The sequence below is a fragment of the Streptomyces sp. NPDC002853 genome, from assembly GCF_053591915.1.
The window spans coordinates 36,609-51,889 of the sequence record NZ_JBSFUS010000013.1 but is presented as its reverse complement, the minus strand read 5'-3'; the positions used below and the strand labels follow the sequence as shown (position 1 = coordinate 51,889).

Below are 15,281 nucleotides of genomic sequence, written 5' to 3'. Positions count from 1 at the left end.
ACGCAGGAACCGGACAGTGTTGTCCGGTTGGGGTCGATCCCGCCACGGCCGGCCCGTGCGCCACGACATGAAAGGCCTGCGATGCACAAGCCCACCCCCGCCTCCCCGCTCCGCGACTGGCTGGCGGAACCCACCGCCGGACAGGTCCTGCGCGGCCTGCTGGCCTCCCAAGGGCGGAGCGAGGAAGCCCTGGCGCCCGCCCTCGGCCTGCCGCTGGAGCAGCTCGTGCACATGTCCGCGGGCAAGTTCCCCGCGGAACTCGTGGACACGCTGGTCACCGCCGCCGAGACCGGGCAGCTTCCCGCCGGCCTGCCGGCCGTGCCGCCGGCCGACGCCCCCGAGGTCGCAGACCCTGCCCCGGGCATCGAGATCGGCGCCCCCGAGCCGTGGACCGAGCAGGTCACGCCCCAACGCTTCGCCGGCCAGCACGTCGTCGTCACCGGAGCCGCTTCGGGCATCGGCCGTGCCGTCGCCTCCCGCATCGTGCGCGAGGGCGGCCGCGTGGTCGCCGTCGACCTCTCCGCCGACGGCCTCGCGGACCTGGCCGCGGACCTGGGCGAGGCGCTCGTGCCCGTCGCCGCGGACATCACCGAACCCGCGTCCGCCGCAACGGTCGTGGCCGCCGCGGCGGGCCGCGTGGACGCCCTGGCTAACGTCGCGGGCGTGATGGACAACGACGCCGCCGTGCACGAAGTCGACGACACCACCTGGGAACGCGTCCTGCGCGTCAACGTCGAGGGCCCGATGCGCCTGATGCGCGCCGTCGTGCCCGGCATGCTCGCCGCGGGAGGCGGCCGGATCGTCAATGTCGTCTCCGAGGCCGCTCTGCGCGGCTCGGCGGCCGGCGCCGCGTACACGACCTCGAAGCACGCGCTGGTCGGCCTGACGATGTCGTCGGCCTACCAGTACGCGGGAACGGGCGTGCAGATCAACGCCGTCGCGCCCGGCGCGGTGGCCACCGGCATCGCGATGCCGGCCGCCGCGCCGTTCGGCTCGGCCCGTACCGCGAAGATGCGCGTCGCCATCCCGCGTCTTGCCATGGCCGACGAGCTGGCTGCCTCGATCACGTTCCTGCTCAGCAAGGACGCGGTGAACATCAACGGCGCCGTCCTGCCCTCCGACGGTGGCTGGTCGGCCGCCTGACCACCGGCCCCGAAGCGCCCACCGCTCCTGCCGACGCCCGGCCCCGCACACCCGCGCCACGGCAGGTCCCCGGCCCCAGGCCGCCAGCACGTCTCCTGCACATCATCACGTCCGGCCCACCCGGACGACGAGAAGGAGCACCCCCACCGCATGACCCACCCCACACTCCACCCCGCACCCCACCGCCGCCGGCGCGCCGCCTTGGCCGCTCTGGCCGCCGGCAGCCTGCTGGCCCTGGCCGGATGCGGCACCCAGACCTCCGGCGCCCCGGCCTCGCGCCCCGCGTCGTCCGGCGAGGGCAGGACCATCCGCGCCACGCAGGTCGCGCACGTGACCGACCCTCACGAGACCACCGGCAGGACCCTCCTGGAGGGCCCGCTCCTGCGTGAGAACGGCGCCCTGTACGTCGTGGACGTCACCGCACCCGCCGGCGAACCCAAGGTCATCTCCGTCGACCTGGCCACCGGAAAACACAAGGGCGTCTACACCGACAAGACCGGCGCCTACACCTCCGCGCAGATCAGCCCCCACGACGGCCGTCTCTATCTCACCGACTACACCGGGTCCGTGGTCAGCACCGAGCCGGACGGCTCAAACCCGCGCACGTTCTTCTCCGGTGAGGTCGACGGATCAGCCATGAACCTCGACGACATCGCCTTCGACGACGAGGGCAACCTGTACGTCAGCGACCTGCACGGCATGAAGCCGGGCAAGGCCGAGGGGCGCATCGTGCGCATCGACCGCGACGGTGAGAAGGCCACCGTCCTGGCCGACGGGCTCGCCCATCCCAACGGGGTGATGTTCGACCCCGAACTGCACGGCCTGTGGATCAGCGAACTCGCCGAGAACACCATCTCCTACCTGCTGCTCGACGCCGGCAAGACCACCGTGACCTCGCAGCACGAGGCCGTGCACGTCGACGCGGGCGTGGCCCAGACCGACTCCATAGCCGTGGACGCCGACGGCAACCTGTACCAGGCGCTGCACGGGCGACCGGCCATGGCCGTCTTCAGCCCGGACGGCGAGCGGCTGGCCACCGTCGAAGTCCCGGCCAAGGCCGCCGAAGGGCTGGAGTCGGCGACCAATGTCGCCATCACGCCGGGCGGCAGGAAGGCCTACATGACCGTGAGCGGCCCCGACGGCGGGTACGTCTACCGGTTCACCGCGCTCGCCGACGGCATCCGCCAGTCCAACGGCGGCTGACGCTCATACTTGTGGGTCGGTCTCGACGGGCCGCAACGGCCCCACCTCGACGCCGAGCAGGCGCCAGGCCGCGAGAGCGCGGCGCTCCCGCTCGGCGGGGGTGGGGCCGGTCACGGCCCCGGAGACCATCGCGACGGCAAGCATGGCGTCATCGGCGGACAGCCGGTGCCCGGCGGGCAGGCAGCGGGAGAGGACGCTGTGGACGCGCCCGGCCAGTGCTCGGGCCTGCTCACCGTCACCCCGGGCGCCGCGTATGCGCAGCAGATCCACGAACGCCGTCGAACGGGTCAGGTGCCAGGTGACCACCCCCAGGACGCTCGCCGGGCTCGCGTCGGGTTCGTCCGCGGCCTGTTCGATCTGCTGGACGTTCTCGTCCAGGACGGCCGAGGCCAGCGCGACCCGGTCGGCGAAATGCCGGTAGAGGCTGCCCTGGCCCACCCCGGCGCGGCGCGCGACGGCGGACAGCGGTGCGTCAAGACCTTGCTCGGCGAACACCTCGCGGGCGGCAGCGATCAGAGCGGCGCGATTGCGTGCCGCCACCCGTCGCCCCTGGTTGGCCGGACGGGTCGCGCCGGCCGCGCTGTCACGGGCGGCTGACCGCGCGCCATGGGGTGCGGAGGGGTTCGTCACGCTGGAAGGGTAGTACGCCCACTCTGTCCGGCTTCGCCGCCCCGCCCCCTGCGTTTGAGCCTCGGGCCCGGAGTGGTCGTGCTCAGGTGGTCGTGCTCATTGAGTGGTGTGTTTGCGGGCTCGGTAGGCGGCGGCCTTGACGCGATTGCCGCAGGCCTGCATGCCGCACCAGGTACGGCGCGTACCGCGGGAGCGGTCGAGGTACAGGCGGGTGCAGGTCGGGCGGCCGCACTCCTTGAGGCAGGTGTGGGGATCGGCGAGCAGGGTGATGGCGCGACGGGCGATGTGGGCGAGCGCGGAGGCGAGATCTCCCGTACGGCGGATGCCCGCGTCGCCGAGGTGAAGAGCGGGCGGCGGCCCGGCGGCAACGGTGTTGAGGGTGTCCAGACCGGCCGGCTCGTAGCGACGGCCGTGCATGCGGTCGAGGGCGAGCCGGTGGATGGCCTCGCGGAGTCGCAGGGCGTCGGCCAGGGCCGCGGCGTCGGCGCTGACCTGATCCGGGAGTTCGTCGCAGGCCACCACCCACTGTTCGAGGTCCCCGGGCGTGGCCAGGAGGTCGCAGGGCTGGTCACGGCGGGATTCCACGGTGGCGACCAGGTCCAGGGCGGGGTTGCCGCTCACGAAGGCGAAGTGCACGTCACCATCTTGACCGGTGACGCGAGATGGAGCAAGACTCGTCACCTGTTCAGCCGGTGACGTACGCACAGGGTTCGGGTACGCGGTGCGCCCCCACTGCCGTGAAGAGGAGAGCGGATGCCAGGAACAGACGATGTCGAGGTGATCGTCTTCGACGTACTGGGGACGATGGTGGACGAGACCGGGGGGCTGCGGGCGGCCCTGTACGAGGCGCTGCCCGCCTCCGCCGACGGGGCGTCCGGTGGGGCGTCCGTGGAAGGTCTGCTCACGGTCTGGCGGGAGCACGTCGAGCGTGAGCAACGGCGCATCGGGGAGGGAGTGCGGGCGTATGCCAACAGTGAGGTCATCGACCGCGAGGCGGCCGAGCGCGTGGCCGAGTACGCCGGGCTGAGCGATCCGGTGGCCGTGGGGCGGCTGGCGAAGGCATCACAGCGGCTGAAGCCGTGGGGGGATTCCGTCGCCGGGCTGGCGCGGCTCGCGGGTCGGTTTCCGGTGCTGGGTCTGTCGCACGCCAGCCGGGGGGTGCTGCTGCGGTTGAACGCGTACGCGGGGTTGCGCTGGCATCAGGCGTTGTCCGGCGAGGAGGTGCGGGCGTACAAGCCCGCGCCGGAGGTCTACCGGCTCGCGATCGAGGCGGCGGGGTGTCCGGCTGAGCGGGTGTTGATGGTTGCCGCGCACGCGTGGGACCTGCGAGGGGCCCAGGCCGCGGGGATGCGGACGGCCTACGTGCGGCGGCCGGTGGGGGATCCGCCGCGCGGCACCGACACCTTCGACCGGCAGGTGGAGAGCCTGGAGGAGTTGGCGGCCGCGCTGAGGGTGGCGTAGTGGGGGCAGCAAGAAGCCCCGGACGCCGTACTGGAGTCCGGGGCTTCGCCTGGAGCGCTGGGCAGGCCTTGCACCTGCATTTCCCCGCAGGAAGCGGGGCGTCTTTCCTTGGACGACCAACGCCGGGCCCGTCACCGGGAGTTCTCCGGCCGCAGGCTCAAGATCAACTATAACCTACGAGGGGCGGTGGCGGAAATCGGTTGCCCTTGGACGGCGGAGCGGATGCAATGTCCGGCATGATCGCCGAGCCTCGGTCGAGTCGCCACACGGGAGGCGCCCGCGCATGAGTACGTCACCATCGCCGGTCGGAGTGGATCGGGCTGACGGGCCGTCCGTTCGGGTCGGTGCTCTCGTCCCTCTGACGCGGCCCGGTTGGGTCGAGGCGGGCCGCCAACTGCTCGCCGGACTCGAACTGGCGGTCCGCGAGGTCAATGACGCCGGCGGGATCGTCGGTAAGCCGCTCGAACTCGTGGTCAGGGACACCTCCGCCGACCCGCGGAAAGCCGTGGCGGCCGTGGACGAACTGGCCGCCCTGGGCGTGGCCGCTGTGGTGGGGGAGTACCACAGCGTCGTGGCTCGCGCCGCTGCCGGCCGGGCCGACGCACTCGGTCTGCCGTACCTCTGCTCGTCGGCGGTTCTCGACGCGCTCACCGACCAGCCGACGCGATGGGTCGCGCGCCTCTCCCCGCCGCAGTCCCGAGGCTGGCGGGTTTATGCGGACTTCCTGCTCGGCGCGGGCCACCGCCGCATCGCCGTGGCGACCCAGCCGAGTGTCTACTGGGCATCCGGGACACACATTCTGCGGGATCACCTCGCTCCACGCGGCGGCACCGTCATCGAACTCGACATGAGCGCGCTCGCTCCCGCGGCCGTGTGCGACGCACTCGTCGACCAGGCAGCGACCGCACTCCTGCTGTTGGTCGGGCACCCGGAGCCGGCGGTACCGATCGTCAGGGCCGTGCGCCACGACTCCCGTCTCGCGGAGATTCAGCTCGGTGCTCCGGCCGGGCAGCCGGAGTTAGCCGAATGGGCGGCGCTGCTGGGCGACGACGGCGCCGCGGTCCCCTTCCTTCGCTACCTGCCCGAGCGCCTGAGCCCGCTCGGAGTACGCGTGGAGACGGTCCTTCGTGAGCGGATGGACGAAGCACCCTCCTTCGTGGCCTTCGAGGGGTATGACAGCGTCGCCGTCCTGGCCGAAGTCCTGCGCTCCCAGGGCGCGGACCGGGCACGCATCGCCGCGTCCTGGCCGCGGGTCGCGGTCGAAGGGACCCGCGGGCAGATCCAGTTCTCCCGCGCGCCGGGCATCAGTGTCTGGCAGTGGGCCCGGACGCCGATCCAGGTGGTCGACCGCGACCCGGCGGAACCCGGCCGCTTTCGGGTCCTCCGCACCGGCTGAGCGGGAGGAGACGGTCGCGCGCCGGTCGCACAACTGGCCCGTATGACAGGCAGGTTGACTCCGCGCGATCACGGCTCCCGTCGGTCGAAAACCAGGTGCGGCAGTTGGTCCGGTGATGTGTGATCGCGGGCATGGCGATTTTGTTGAGCGTGCCGGGAGCCGACGGGCTGAGCGAGGCTGTGGGCGTGCTGCGGGAGTGGCAGTGCGAAGGGGCGCCGATGCAACTGCATCCGGGGGACCTGGGCTGGTTCTGGCGGTCGGGTGCGAAAGCGACGGCAGCGGCGGTCCGCACGTGGAGCCGGAACGGCCGGATCCTCGCGGTCGGGCTGCTGGACGGCCCAGGACTGTTGCGGCTGACGATCGCGCCGGACGCCCGGCAGGACGAGGAGCTCGCGCGGCAGCTGGTGCGGGACGTGTCCGCGTCGGAGCGTGGCGTACTCCCGGACGGGGAGGCGAACATCGAGGCGCCGATGGACGCGCTGGTCCAGGAGCTGCTGGCCGAGGACGGCTGGCGCACCGACGAGCCGTGGACGCCGCTGCGCCGCGACCTCACGGAGCCGGTGAAGGTTCCTGGAGTTCGGATCGAGGCGGTCGGTCCGGAGCGGGCCGACGTGTTCGCCGCCGTACTCCGGGCGGCGTTCGACGGGGGGAGCTTCTCGGGCGAGCAATGGCAGTCGGTGGCGACCGGATTGCCGTACGCCACCGCTCGCTCCCTGGTCGCCTACGACGATCGGGGCGACGCTGTGGCGGCGGTGGCCGTGTGGTCGGCCGGTCCGGGCAGGCCGGGAATCCTCGAGCCGATGGGCGTTCACATGGCGCACCGCGGTCATGGCTACGGCACGGCGATCAGCGTCGCCGCGGCAGCGGCCCTCCAGGAGATGGGCTCCTCCAGTGCGATGGTCTGCACGCCGAGTTCGAACGCCGGAGCCGTCGCCACCTACCGGGCGGCCGGGTTCCGTCAACTGCCCGAGGTGCGGGACCGGTTGCGCGAGGTTCAGCCGGCTCAGTGATTCCGCGGTCCGCTCACCGGCGCGGTTCCCAGCGGAAGAGACGGGAGGCCAGGGCGGCGGAGACGATGACCCAGCTGAGGGTGGGCAGCAGCAGCGGCAGGGACTCGGCCACGGGGACGCCGCCGTTCCAGGCGTTGAGGACGAGTTCGGTGGCCGAGCCGCCGGGAAGCAGCCGCTTGAGCAGGGTCAGCTCCTCGGTCCCGGTGATGGCCACCCAGTTGGCGACGGCGATGGCGCCCAGGCTGATCGGCAGCGTCGTCACCTGGGCATGCTCGGGGGAGTTGGTCAGGCCCGCGGTGGCCAGCCCCAGGGCGAGCATCATGACCACGGTCGAGAACACCGCGGCCGCCAGGAGGAGCGCGTTGTCCGGCTTGCCGGCGACGGCGGCCAGCACGGCGAGGATCGCGGCCACCTGGACCAGCGCGAGGGCCGTGACCGGAAGCACCAGTCCGGTGAGAATGCCGGCGTCGCCCGCGGGTGTGGATCGCAGCCGCTTGAGGAAGAGGGTCTGGCGGCGCGAGGCGAGCGTGGTCACCGTGGAGGCGTAGAGCCCGAAGGCGGACACGGTGAACAGCACCACGGCCGCGATGTATCCGAGGCTGCGCAGGTCGGCGAAGGTCTCGTGCTTGTAGACGAAGAACACGCAGACGGCCACGGGGATGAGGAAGCTGTTGAGCAGCACCAACCGGTTCCGAAAGATCTGGATGAGCTCGCTCAGGGCGATGGAAAGCATCGTGAGTGTCCTCTTCTGGGGAGGTTCCGAGGGGAGGTTCTATGGCAACCGCGGGCCGGGCTACGGGCTCTGTGTCGTGCCGATGGCGCGGAAGACGTCGTCGAGCCGTGTCGGTCCGGCCTGAAGTTCGCGCAGCTCCACCGCGTTGGCGTGCGCCCAGCCGAGCAGGAGGTGCAGATCCTTCTGCAGGTCGAAGGTCTTGACGAGCACCCTTCCGTCGCTCTCGCTCTCGCTCGTGGCGTGCAGCGGCAGCGCGGGTGCGGCGGGTGGAAGGAAGAAGCTGATGGCGGCGGGCAGGGTCTGCGTCAGTTCGGCGACGGTTCCTTCCTGGTGGAAGGTGCCCTGGTGCATGAGCCCGACGCGATCGGCGCGCTGCTGGGCCTCCTCCAGGTAATGCGTGGTGAGCACGATGGTGGAGCCGTCCTCGCGCAGCTTGTCCACGGCGTCCCACAGGGCGTCACGGGACTGGATGTCCAAGCCGGTGGTCGGCTCGTCCAGGAAGACCAGCTCGGGGCTTCCGTACACGGCGGTCGCGAAGTCCAGACGCCGCTTCTCGCCGCCGGAGAGCTGGGAGACCTTGGTGGTGGCCTTGTGCGTCAGGTCGACGATGCCCAGTACGCGCTCGACCCGGTCCGTGCGCTGCGAGAGGCTGCCGATCAGCCGGATCGATTCCCGCGCCGTCAGATCCGGGGTGAAGCCGCTTTCCTGCAGCATGATGCCCATCCGGGGCCGCACGGAGCGCCGGTCGAGCGGGCTCTGCCCGAACACCCGTACGGTGCCCGAGGTTGCCGTGCGGTGGCCTTCGATGGTCTCCAAAGCCGAGGTCTTGCCGGCTCCATTCGTGCCGAGCAGTGCGTAGAGCTCCCCCTTGTGCACCTGGAATGACAGGTCCTTCACGGCGTGGAAGTCGCCGTAGCTGAGGTTGAGACGGTCAACGTCGATGACTGGTGTCGAGGTCATGCGTCCATCTCAGCCCGCCGCACGCGGACCCGGCAGGGGCGTGGTGTCACCACCGAGCCGTGACATTTCTCGGGGCACACGCATGACACGGTGTCACTGGTGCCGCCCCCGGAGCGGGACGAATACTGCGGGCAGACGCTGTTGTCCGACCTCGGAGACCCGCCCATGCAATCCAGGCTCCCGCGCCCTGCGCTGACGGCCTTCACGACCGTCTTCCCCCTGGTCAGCGCGGCGCTCGCCCTCTCCTGCCCCGGCGTGAGCCCCTATCCTGACGGCATGCAGCTGTGGTCCCGGAACAGCCAGTGGTCTGCTCCGCTCGCGGACGACGACCGGTGAGGCCGGCCCTCCGGGCGGCACAAACGGTGCCCGAGCACGCCCGGACCACACAGGGACGGCTGCGCAACGTCAACCTCACGATGTTCATCCCGCCGCTCGCCGTCGTGGGCGCGGTCCTGGTGGCGGTCGATGCCCGGACCTGGGGGGAGGCCGCCGTCCTGACCCTGGGGGTGGTGGCGGGCCTGGTGGTCGTCGAGCGGTGGACCGCGGGCGACACCTCCCGCGTCGTGCTGCCCTGCCTGATCGTCGCCGCTGCCGTGTGGGTGCTCGGAGTGCTGGTGACCGACAGCCGCACGGCTTGCTACGGCCTCACGATCGTGGGCCCCTACTTCATCTCCCAGCTGCCCCGCCACCGAGGCGCGGCGACCCTGGGGCTGGGTGCGTTCATCGCGGGGGTGGGCGCGGCGAAACTGCTCGAAGCGCCGGACGACGTCCTGCGCGTACTGATCCTCTACGTCCTTCTGCCCACGGGCATCACGGTGGCGGCCACCGGCCTGATGTTCGTCAACCAGCGCTTCTACCGGGTCATCGAGCAGTCCCGGGAACGCGACGCCGAGTTGGCCGTGATCAGGGAACGCGTCCGTTTCGCCAGCGATCTGCACGACATCCAGGGCCACACCCTGCACGTGGTGAAACTGAAGATCACGCTGGCCGAGAAGCTGGTGCACAGCGACATCGCGCGCGTACAGGAGGAACTACGCGAGGTGCACGCCCTGGTCACCGACACCATCACCCAGACCAAGGAGCTCGCCTACGCACAACGGCGACTCAACTTGTCCGTGGAACTGGAGAACGCGAAGAACCTCTTCGAGGCCGCGGGCATCCGCGTACGCGTCAACCGCGAGGCCGACGTGGACGAGAGGGTCAACGGGCTGCTCGGCCAGGTGCTCCGTGAGACGACGACCAACATCCTGCGCCACGCGGAAGCCACACGGGTGCGGATCACTCTCTCCGCATCGGGCATCACCATCGTCAACGACGGTGCCCCCACGGGGCCCCTGCCGAAGCTCGGCGGCCTGGCCACCCTCAAGGAACGCGTGGGCGACAACGGAGGCGAACTGACGGTGGAACAGGCGGACGGGCGCTTCGTCACGGCTGCCGCCTTCCCCCGCCCCGGATCAGCGACACCGCCCTTCGTGGCGCGGGAGGACGACCGATGACCACCGTGGTGCTCGCCGACGACGAGGCCCTGCTCCGCAAGGCGCTCGCGGCACTGCTGCCGCTCGAAGGGGACATCACCGTGCTCGCCGAAGCGCATGACGGCGCAACCGCGATCGAGGCCACCCTGCTCCACCGGCCCGACGTACTCGTCATCGACCTGGAGATGCCCGGCGTGGACGGCCTCGGCGCCGTCGCGGAGATCCGCCGCGCACAGCCGGACCAGGTGATCCTCATGCTGACCCGCCACGCCAGGCCCGGGGTGCTCCGCAAGGCGCTGAGACTGGGCGTCCAGGGCTTCGTCAGCAAGTCGGCGGAGCCCGCGCACATCACGTCGGTCATCGCCACACTTTACGAGGGGAAACGCTGGATCGACCCGGACGTCTCCGCGCTCGCCGTCGTCGACGACTGCCCCCTCACCGACCGGGAGATCGACGTGCTGCGTGTGACCGGTGAGGGGTACTCCGTCGCTGACATCGCCGTCCGCCTCAGCCTGGCGCAAGGCACCGTACGCAACTACCTCTCGAACGCCATGCAGAAGACCCAGACACGCACCCGGCACGAAGCGGCGCGTTACGCGCGGGAACACGACTGGCTGTAGCGGCGCCCGGAGGGTCCGGGCCGGGCGGCGTCAGACGCCGGCGCCCGGAGGCCTGCCCACCTCCAGACGCGGCCAGTGCGCGAGGTCCCGCAGAAGCTGCCGGTCGTGCGTCGCGACGACCACGGTGGCACTCGTGGCGCGCAGCGCGTCGGTCAGCTCGTCGACCAGCGTCGCCGACAGGTGGTTGGTGGGCTCGTCGAGCAGGATCAACCCGGGCCGCCCGGTCAGCGCGAGCGCCAGGTCGAGACGCCGCTGCTGGCCCTGCGACATGCGCCCGACCGGCGTGCGCAGCGCGTCGGCGTCCAGCAGCCCGAGTGCCCCGAGCGGCACGGCGTCGGCGTCGCGGATCGCTCCGCCGGCCACCAGCCGTCCCACATGACGGGCGTGCACCTCGTGAGCGGTGAGGCCGGGGTCCTGCTGGGCCGTCTCCTGGGTGACCCGGACGATCCGGGCGCCCTTCGCCGTCCGCACGTGACCGTGGGTGGGTGCGAGGGACCCGGAGAGCACCGCGAGCAGCGTGGACTTCCCGGCGCCGTTGGGCCCGGTGACGAGAAGCCGGTCACCGCCGTCGAGAGTCAGGTCGACCGGCTCGCCCAGCCGCCCCTCGACCGCGACGCCGTGCGCCCGTAGCTGCGGCGTGCCCCGCCGGACACCCAGGTCCGGCCACCGCAGCATCGGCGGGGGCTGCGGCACGTCGATCCGGTGCGCCTCCAAAGCGTCCTGCTGCCGCTTCAGCGCCTGTACGACGCCGGGGGCGCGGGACTGGCGCTGGTGTTTGCCGGTCCCCTTGTCGGGCCGCCAGCCCGTGGAGAGCCGGTCGCGGGCCGCCGAGACGGCGTCATGCAGCCGCCGGTGTTCGGCCTGCTGCTCCTCATGATCCTGCTCCCAGCGCTCCCGGTCGCGGCGCCGGGCGTGCTGCCAGGCCTCATAACCGCCGGCGTACAGGCGGGGCTTGCCGTCACGGGACGGGTCGAGGTCCAGGAAGCGGTTCGCGACATCGCGCAGCAGCGCCCGGTCGTGGCTGACGACAGCGAGGCCGCCGTCGTGCTCGCGCAGCCTGCGGGTCAGGAAGTCCAGGCCGCCCGCGTCGAGGTGGTTGGTGGGTTCGTCGAGCAGAAGGATGTCGTGCCGCGCGCCGAGCAGACACGCGAGACGGACCCGGTAGCGCTGCCCGACCGACAGCGTCGACAGGAGACGGTCACGGTCGGTGCACGCATTCAGCGCCTCCAGGGCCACATCGACACGGCGTTCGGCGTCCCACGCGTCGAGCCGCGTGGCGGCGTCGAGCGCGGCGGCATAGCGCTCGTCGGCCAAGGCGTCGCCCGCGGTCATGGCGAGGGTCGCCTCGTCCAGTGCGGCGAGGGCCGCGAGCGAGGCCGCCAGCGCCTGCGAGGTCAGGGTGCCGACGGTCTCCCCGTCGCGCACGGACAGCTCCTGGCTGGCCAGGCCGATCGTCCCGGCCCGGTGCACGGTGCCCTCGTCGGGCGCGATCAGTCCGGCAAGGACGTGCAGCAGCGTCGTCTTGCCCCGGCCGTTCTCGCCGACGACGGCGATACGTGACCGCGCGGACAGCGTGACCGAGACGTCGTCCAGGACACGCCGGGACCCACGGGTGACGGCGAGGCCCTGGGCGCGGACGTGCGCACTGGCGCCCGCTTCGACGGGCTGGGACACGGCTTCGGGGAGAACGGGGAAACGGGGGAGAGGAGAGGGGTTCAACAGATGCTCCGCAGCTCGCAGTGGAGCCGGGCAGCAAGAGGCAGCCGCCCGGCGGGAACCGGAACGGCGGCGAATTCAACAGGGAGAAGGCGCCGCCGTCAGCGGGCGGAGCGGACCTTCTGCGACCAGATACCTCGTGCCATAACGATCAGATTAGCAGGGCCGTCGTACCGGCCGCCGGGCGTGCACCCTGCCGCAGTACGCTGTGCGGCCACCGCCCGCGGCCGGGATTGACGGTGTCGGGGGAGGGGCATGGACGTCAACGCGCGCATGGTCAAGGTCAACGTGACGCTGATCGCGCTGTTGCTCCTGTTCATAGGCGTGGTCGCGATACGTGCGGGGACCGACTCCGGCATGGAGTGGACGTACGACGAGGTCTTCGACGACGCGGGCACAGGGCATCTGTCCGATGTGACGGCGACAGCCGGCGACGACATCTGGGTGGCGGGCAACGCCACCCGCACCGTCAGCGTCTCCGGTGACGACGCGGCAAACGACGGATTCCTCCTGCACTACGACGGCGAGCACTGGCAGCGCCGCCCGATGCCTTCGGCGTTCGGCGACAGCGTCTACGAGGGGCGCTTCGACCCGGTGGACTCCGGCGGATTTCTCCTGACGGCAAGCCTGAAGAACTTGAACGCGCCGCGGACGGCCCACTGGGACGGCTCCCGCTGGACCGCCCTGCCCGAGGTTCCCGACGGCCACCGAGCCACCGACGTAAGGGCGTTCGCCGCGGACGACATCTGGGTCCTGGGAGACGAAGGCACCGGTCATCACTGGAACGGCACGCGCTGGACGGTCATGCAGCTCCCGGTCATCGCCGTCGCGCTCGACGGCGTCGCGCCCGACGACCTCTGGGCAGTCGGCCACCAGAATGTCGACGAGGACAGTACGCGAGGGCCGGAGCTCACGCAGCCCGCCGCCGCACACTGGGACGGCCGCGCCTGGAAGTCCGTACGCATGCCGGATTACCACTTCCAGGCTCCTTCGCCACCCGAGGCGCAGGCCCTGCTCACCGATGTCGTCTCACGGGCGAGGGACGACGTCCGCGTCTACGGCGAGCACACCTTCAACCACGGCGAGCAGCATCCCGAGCCCGCTGACGCGGACATCCGCCTCCGCTGGGACGGAACCCGCTGGCTCAAGCTGCCCGAAGCCAAAGGGCCGTGCGCCGACCGAGGCCGTGCGATCCGCGACGGCGAGCGCGGAAAGGTGCTCGGCACCGGCCGCTACCTCACGGCGGACGGCGACTGCAGGGGGATCACTCGGCCGGAGCTGCCGAGCACGAAGGGCATCAAGTCCAACTCCGAGCAGTCACTACGACTTGACGCCATCACGGCAGTCCCCGGTACCGACGACAAGATCCTCGGCATCGGCTCCGTCAGTGTCTCCCAAGGGCCCAACTCCTTGTACAGATCGGTGATCGTCAGCCTGAAGCGCTGAAGCGTTGCGGTCATCCCTGAGGAGTCCCTGAGTCGCGCCCCTGAGCGATCTCCGGGGCATCCCCGATAGTGCGCCGCCGGCGTGACTGGTCAGCTTTTGCCATGAGTAATTTCACGTCATCGCGTCCCTGGCTCGTCGCCCTCGCGGTTGCGGCATCGCTTCTCGCCGCCCTTCCTGCCGTGGCCGACTCCCGCCACGGCAGCTCACGATTACCCACCAGGACACAGACCGCACTGAACGCGATCGTGGAGAAGGGCACTCCCGGTGTCATCGCCCAAGTCCGCGACGGCCGCGAGGTATGGAGCGGCCGGGCCGGAGTGGCCGACACATCACTCGGACACCCGCGCAGCACCCGCGAGAAGTTCCGCATCGCGAGCGTGACCAAGACCTTCACGGCCACCGTGCTGCTCAAGCTCGAGGCCAAGGGAAGGCTGTCGCTGGACGACCCCATCGAGAAGTGGCTGCCCGGGGTGGTGAGCGGCAAGGCTTACAGGCCCGAGGCCATCACCGTGCGGCACCTGCTCAACCACACGAGCGGGATCTTCGACTACAACGCGGACGAACGATTCCGCGCCAAGTATGCCGGCGGGGAGTTCGACAAGAACCGCTACGCCAGGTGGACGCCCACGAACCTTGTGGACATCGCGCTCGCCCACCCGCCGAACTTTCAGCCCGAGCAGGGCAGCAGGCCCGGAAGGCCGGGAAAGTGGGACTACTCCGACACCAACTACGTCCTCGCCGGAATGATCATCGAGAGGGTCACCGGCTGCTCCTACAAGGAGGCGGTCGAGCGACTCGTCATCAAGCCGCTCGACCTGCGTGGCACCCATGTGCCCGGTGCCTCGCCAGAGGTGCCCACACCGCACGCGACGCACTACTCCACGCTCTTCCGGGACCCACCGAACGCGCAGGTCTACGACGTCACGGAGTTCAGTCCCACGGTGGCCTTCTCGGCCGGACAGATCATCTCGACGGTCGGCGACGTGAACACCTTCCTGTCGAAGCTGCTCGGCGGCGAACTCCTGCCCCCGGACCAGCAGCGGGCGTTGCTCGACGCGGTGCCGGTCGACGGCGACAAGGGGCATGGCGGCCCCCACGACGTCTACGGCCTCGGTATCCGGCACTTCAAGCTCGCGAAGGGCTGCTGGGCCTGGGGCCACGGTGGTCTGCTCCCGGGGTCCGCGACCCGTACGGTGGCCTCGGAGAACGGCAGGCATGTCCTCACCATGAACCGCAACGCCGATTGGGGCGAGCAGGAGTTGGAGGATGCGGTCGTCTTGGCAGAGTTCTGCCCGTCCCACTCCTGAGGTCTCACCGCCCGAGCGACGGCCCGGCGCCCGAGCCGGTCAGGAAGGGGCAGGCAGCAGCGCTGAGGCGTCCGGCTCCGAGCGGGTGGCGAAGCCGTGCACGAGGGCGATCCGGTTGGTGTCCAGGAGAGACAGGTACGCGAGCGGCTTGCTCGGGTGGAGTGTCACCGCCGAGGGGGTT

Annotated in this window: 16 protein-coding genes and 1 tRNA gene; 10 read left to right on the top strand and 7 right to left on the bottom strand. The window is 70.9% G+C overall.

Annotated elements, in window-relative coordinates:
- The first annotated feature begins 81 nt into the window (after positions 1-81).
- Positions 82-1,143: an SDR family NAD(P)-dependent oxidoreductase gene (locus tag ACWD02_RS32505; RefSeq protein WP_451216976.1), complete on the top strand. Its 1,062-nt coding sequence runs from the start codon at positions 82-84 to the stop codon at positions 1,141-1,143.
- A gap of 150 nt (positions 1,144-1,293) precedes the next feature.
- Positions 1,294-2,346: an SMP-30/gluconolactonase/LRE family protein gene (locus ACWD02_RS32500; protein ID WP_451216974.1), complete on the top strand. Its 1,053-nt coding sequence runs from the start codon at positions 1,294-1,296 to the stop codon at positions 2,344-2,346.
- Between the two features lie 3 nt (positions 2,347-2,349).
- Here ACWD02_RS32500 and ACWD02_RS32495 read toward each other — a convergent pair whose 3' ends face one another.
- Positions 2,350-2,886 carry a TetR/AcrR family transcriptional regulator gene (locus ACWD02_RS32495; RefSeq protein WP_451217644.1) on the bottom strand — a complete coding sequence of 179 codons (537 nt, stop codon included), beginning with the start codon at positions 2,884-2,886 and terminating at the stop codon, positions 2,350-2,352.
- A gap of 186 nt (positions 2,887-3,072) precedes the next feature.
- Positions 3,073-3,612, bottom strand: coding sequence for a CGNR zinc finger domain-containing protein (locus ACWD02_RS32490; protein WP_451216971.1), 540 nt, complete (start codon positions 3,610-3,612; stop codon positions 3,073-3,075).
- A 117-nt stretch (positions 3,613-3,729) separates the two neighbouring features.
- Between ACWD02_RS32490 and ACWD02_RS32485 the strand changes: the two genes are divergently transcribed.
- Complete coding sequence (locus ACWD02_RS32485) at positions 3,730-4,437, top strand: haloacid dehalogenase type II (RefSeq protein ID WP_451216968.1); 708 nt, start codon at positions 3,730-3,732, stop codon at positions 4,435-4,437.
- Between the two features lie 50 nt (positions 4,438-4,487).
- Here ACWD02_RS32485 and ACWD02_RS32480 read toward each other — a convergent pair.
- A tRNA-Gly gene (locus ACWD02_RS32480) sits at positions 4,488-4,560 on the bottom strand.
- 160 nt (positions 4,561-4,720) lie between these two features.
- Here ACWD02_RS32480 and ACWD02_RS32475 point away from each other — a divergent pair.
- Together ACWD02_RS32475 and ACWD02_RS32470 are read left to right on the top strand one after the other, a co-directional pair.
- On the top strand, positions 4,721-5,833 hold the full coding sequence (locus ACWD02_RS32475) for an ABC transporter substrate-binding protein (protein WP_451216965.1): 1,113 nt from the start codon (positions 4,721-4,723) through the stop codon (positions 5,831-5,833).
- Positions 5,834-5,964: 131 nt separating this feature from the next.
- On the top strand, positions 5,965-6,843 hold the full coding sequence (locus tag ACWD02_RS32470; protein WP_451216962.1) for a GNAT family N-acetyltransferase: 879 nt from the start codon (positions 5,965-5,967) through the stop codon (positions 6,841-6,843).
- A 13-nt stretch (positions 6,844-6,856) separates the two neighbouring features.
- Here the strand turns inward: ACWD02_RS32470 and ACWD02_RS32465 are convergent, their stop codons facing one another.
- Positions 6,857-7,576, bottom strand: coding sequence for an ABC transporter permease (locus ACWD02_RS32465; protein ID WP_451216959.1), 720 nt, complete (start codon positions 7,574-7,576; stop codon positions 6,857-6,859).
- 60 nt (positions 7,577-7,636) lie between these two features.
- On the bottom strand, positions 7,637-8,536 hold the full coding sequence (locus ACWD02_RS32460; RefSeq protein WP_451216956.1) for an ABC transporter ATP-binding protein: 900 nt from the start codon (positions 8,534-8,536) through the stop codon (positions 7,637-7,639).
- Positions 8,537-8,701: 165 nt separating this feature from the next.
- On the opposite strand from ACWD02_RS32460, the gene ACWD02_RS32455 reads away from it, so the two are divergent.
- From ACWD02_RS32455 to ACWD02_RS32445, 3 genes are read left to right on the top strand one after another with little or no spacing between them, the layout of a single operon-like run.
- Entirely contained in the window at positions 8,702-8,872 is a 171-nt protein-coding gene (locus ACWD02_RS32455; RefSeq protein WP_451216953.1) for a hypothetical protein, read from the top strand.
- Positions 8,873-8,898: 26 nt separating this feature from the next.
- Complete coding sequence (locus tag ACWD02_RS32450) at positions 8,899-10,032, top strand: sensor histidine kinase (protein WP_451216950.1); 1,134 nt, start codon at positions 8,899-8,901, stop codon at positions 10,030-10,032.
- Positions 10,029-10,631 (top strand): response regulator, encoded by a 603-nt coding sequence (locus ACWD02_RS32445; RefSeq protein ID WP_451216947.1) that lies wholly within the window; start codon positions 10,029-10,031, stop codon positions 10,629-10,631. Before ACWD02_RS32450 ends, ACWD02_RS32445 begins: the two co-directional genes overlap by 4 nt.
- Positions 10,632-10,661: 30 nt before the next feature.
- On the opposite strand, the gene ACWD02_RS32440 is transcribed toward ACWD02_RS32445, so the two are convergent.
- Positions 10,662-12,305 carry an ABC-F family ATP-binding cassette domain-containing protein gene (locus tag ACWD02_RS32440; protein ID WP_451216944.1) on the bottom strand — a complete coding sequence of 548 codons (1,644 nt, stop codon included), beginning with the start codon at positions 12,303-12,305 and terminating at the stop codon, positions 10,662-10,664.
- Between the two features lie 297 nt (positions 12,306-12,602).
- Between ACWD02_RS32440 and ACWD02_RS32435 the strand changes: the two genes are divergently transcribed.
- Both ACWD02_RS32435 and ACWD02_RS32430 read left to right on the top strand, forming a co-directional pair.
- Entirely contained in the window at positions 12,603-13,793 is a 1,191-nt protein-coding gene (locus ACWD02_RS32435; protein WP_451216941.1) for a hypothetical protein, read from the top strand.
- Positions 13,794-13,894: 101 nt separating this feature from the next.
- Positions 13,895-15,100, top strand: a complete 1,206-nt coding sequence (locus ACWD02_RS32430; RefSeq protein WP_451216938.1) for a serine hydrolase domain-containing protein — start codon at positions 13,895-13,897, stop codon at positions 15,098-15,100.
- Between the two features lie 39 nt (positions 15,101-15,139).
- Here ACWD02_RS32430 and ACWD02_RS32425 read toward each other — a convergent pair whose 3' ends face one another.
- Positions 15,140-15,268, bottom strand: a complete 129-nt coding sequence (locus tag ACWD02_RS32425; protein WP_451216935.1) for a hypothetical protein — start codon at positions 15,266-15,268, stop codon at positions 15,140-15,142.
- Positions 15,269-15,281 lie beyond the last annotated feature (13 nt).

Excerpts from the sequence above, each read along its gene's own strand:
- ACWD02_RS32500 (WP_451216974.1), top strand. The coding sequence starts at position 1,294 with ATGACCCACCCCACACTCCACCCCGCACCCCACCGCCGCCGGCGCGCC.
- ACWD02_RS32470 (WP_451216962.1), top strand. The coding sequence starts at position 5,965 with ATGGCGATTTTGTTGAGCGTGCCGGGAGCCGACGGGCTGAGCGAGGCT.
- ACWD02_RS32485 (WP_451216968.1), top strand. The coding sequence starts at position 3,730 with ATGCCAGGAACAGACGATGTCGAGGTGATCGTCTTCGACGTACTGGGG.
- ACWD02_RS32465 (WP_451216959.1), bottom strand. The coding sequence starts at position 7,576 with ATGCTTTCCATCGCCCTGAGCGAGCTCATCCAGATCTTTCGGAACCGG.
- ACWD02_RS32435 (WP_451216941.1), top strand. The coding sequence starts at position 12,603 with ATGGACGTCAACGCGCGCATGGTCAAGGTCAACGTGACGCTGATCGCG.
- ACWD02_RS32460 (WP_451216956.1), bottom strand. The coding sequence starts at position 8,536 with ATGACCTCGACACCAGTCATCGACGTTGACCGTCTCAACCTCAGCTAC.
- ACWD02_RS32475 (WP_451216965.1), top strand. The coding sequence starts at position 4,721 with ATGAGTACGTCACCATCGCCGGTCGGAGTGGATCGGGCTGACGGGCCG.
- ACWD02_RS32455 (WP_451216953.1), top strand. The coding sequence starts at position 8,702 with ATGCAATCCAGGCTCCCGCGCCCTGCGCTGACGGCCTTCACGACCGTC.
- ACWD02_RS32430 (WP_451216938.1), top strand. The coding sequence starts at position 13,895 with ATGAGTAATTTCACGTCATCGCGTCCCTGGCTCGTCGCCCTCGCGGTT.
- ACWD02_RS32505 (WP_451216976.1), top strand. The coding sequence starts at position 82 with ATGCACAAGCCCACCCCCGCCTCCCCGCTCCGCGACTGGCTGGCGGAA.
- ACWD02_RS32445 (WP_451216947.1), top strand. The coding sequence starts at position 10,029 with ATGACCACCGTGGTGCTCGCCGACGACGAGGCCCTGCTCCGCAAGGCG.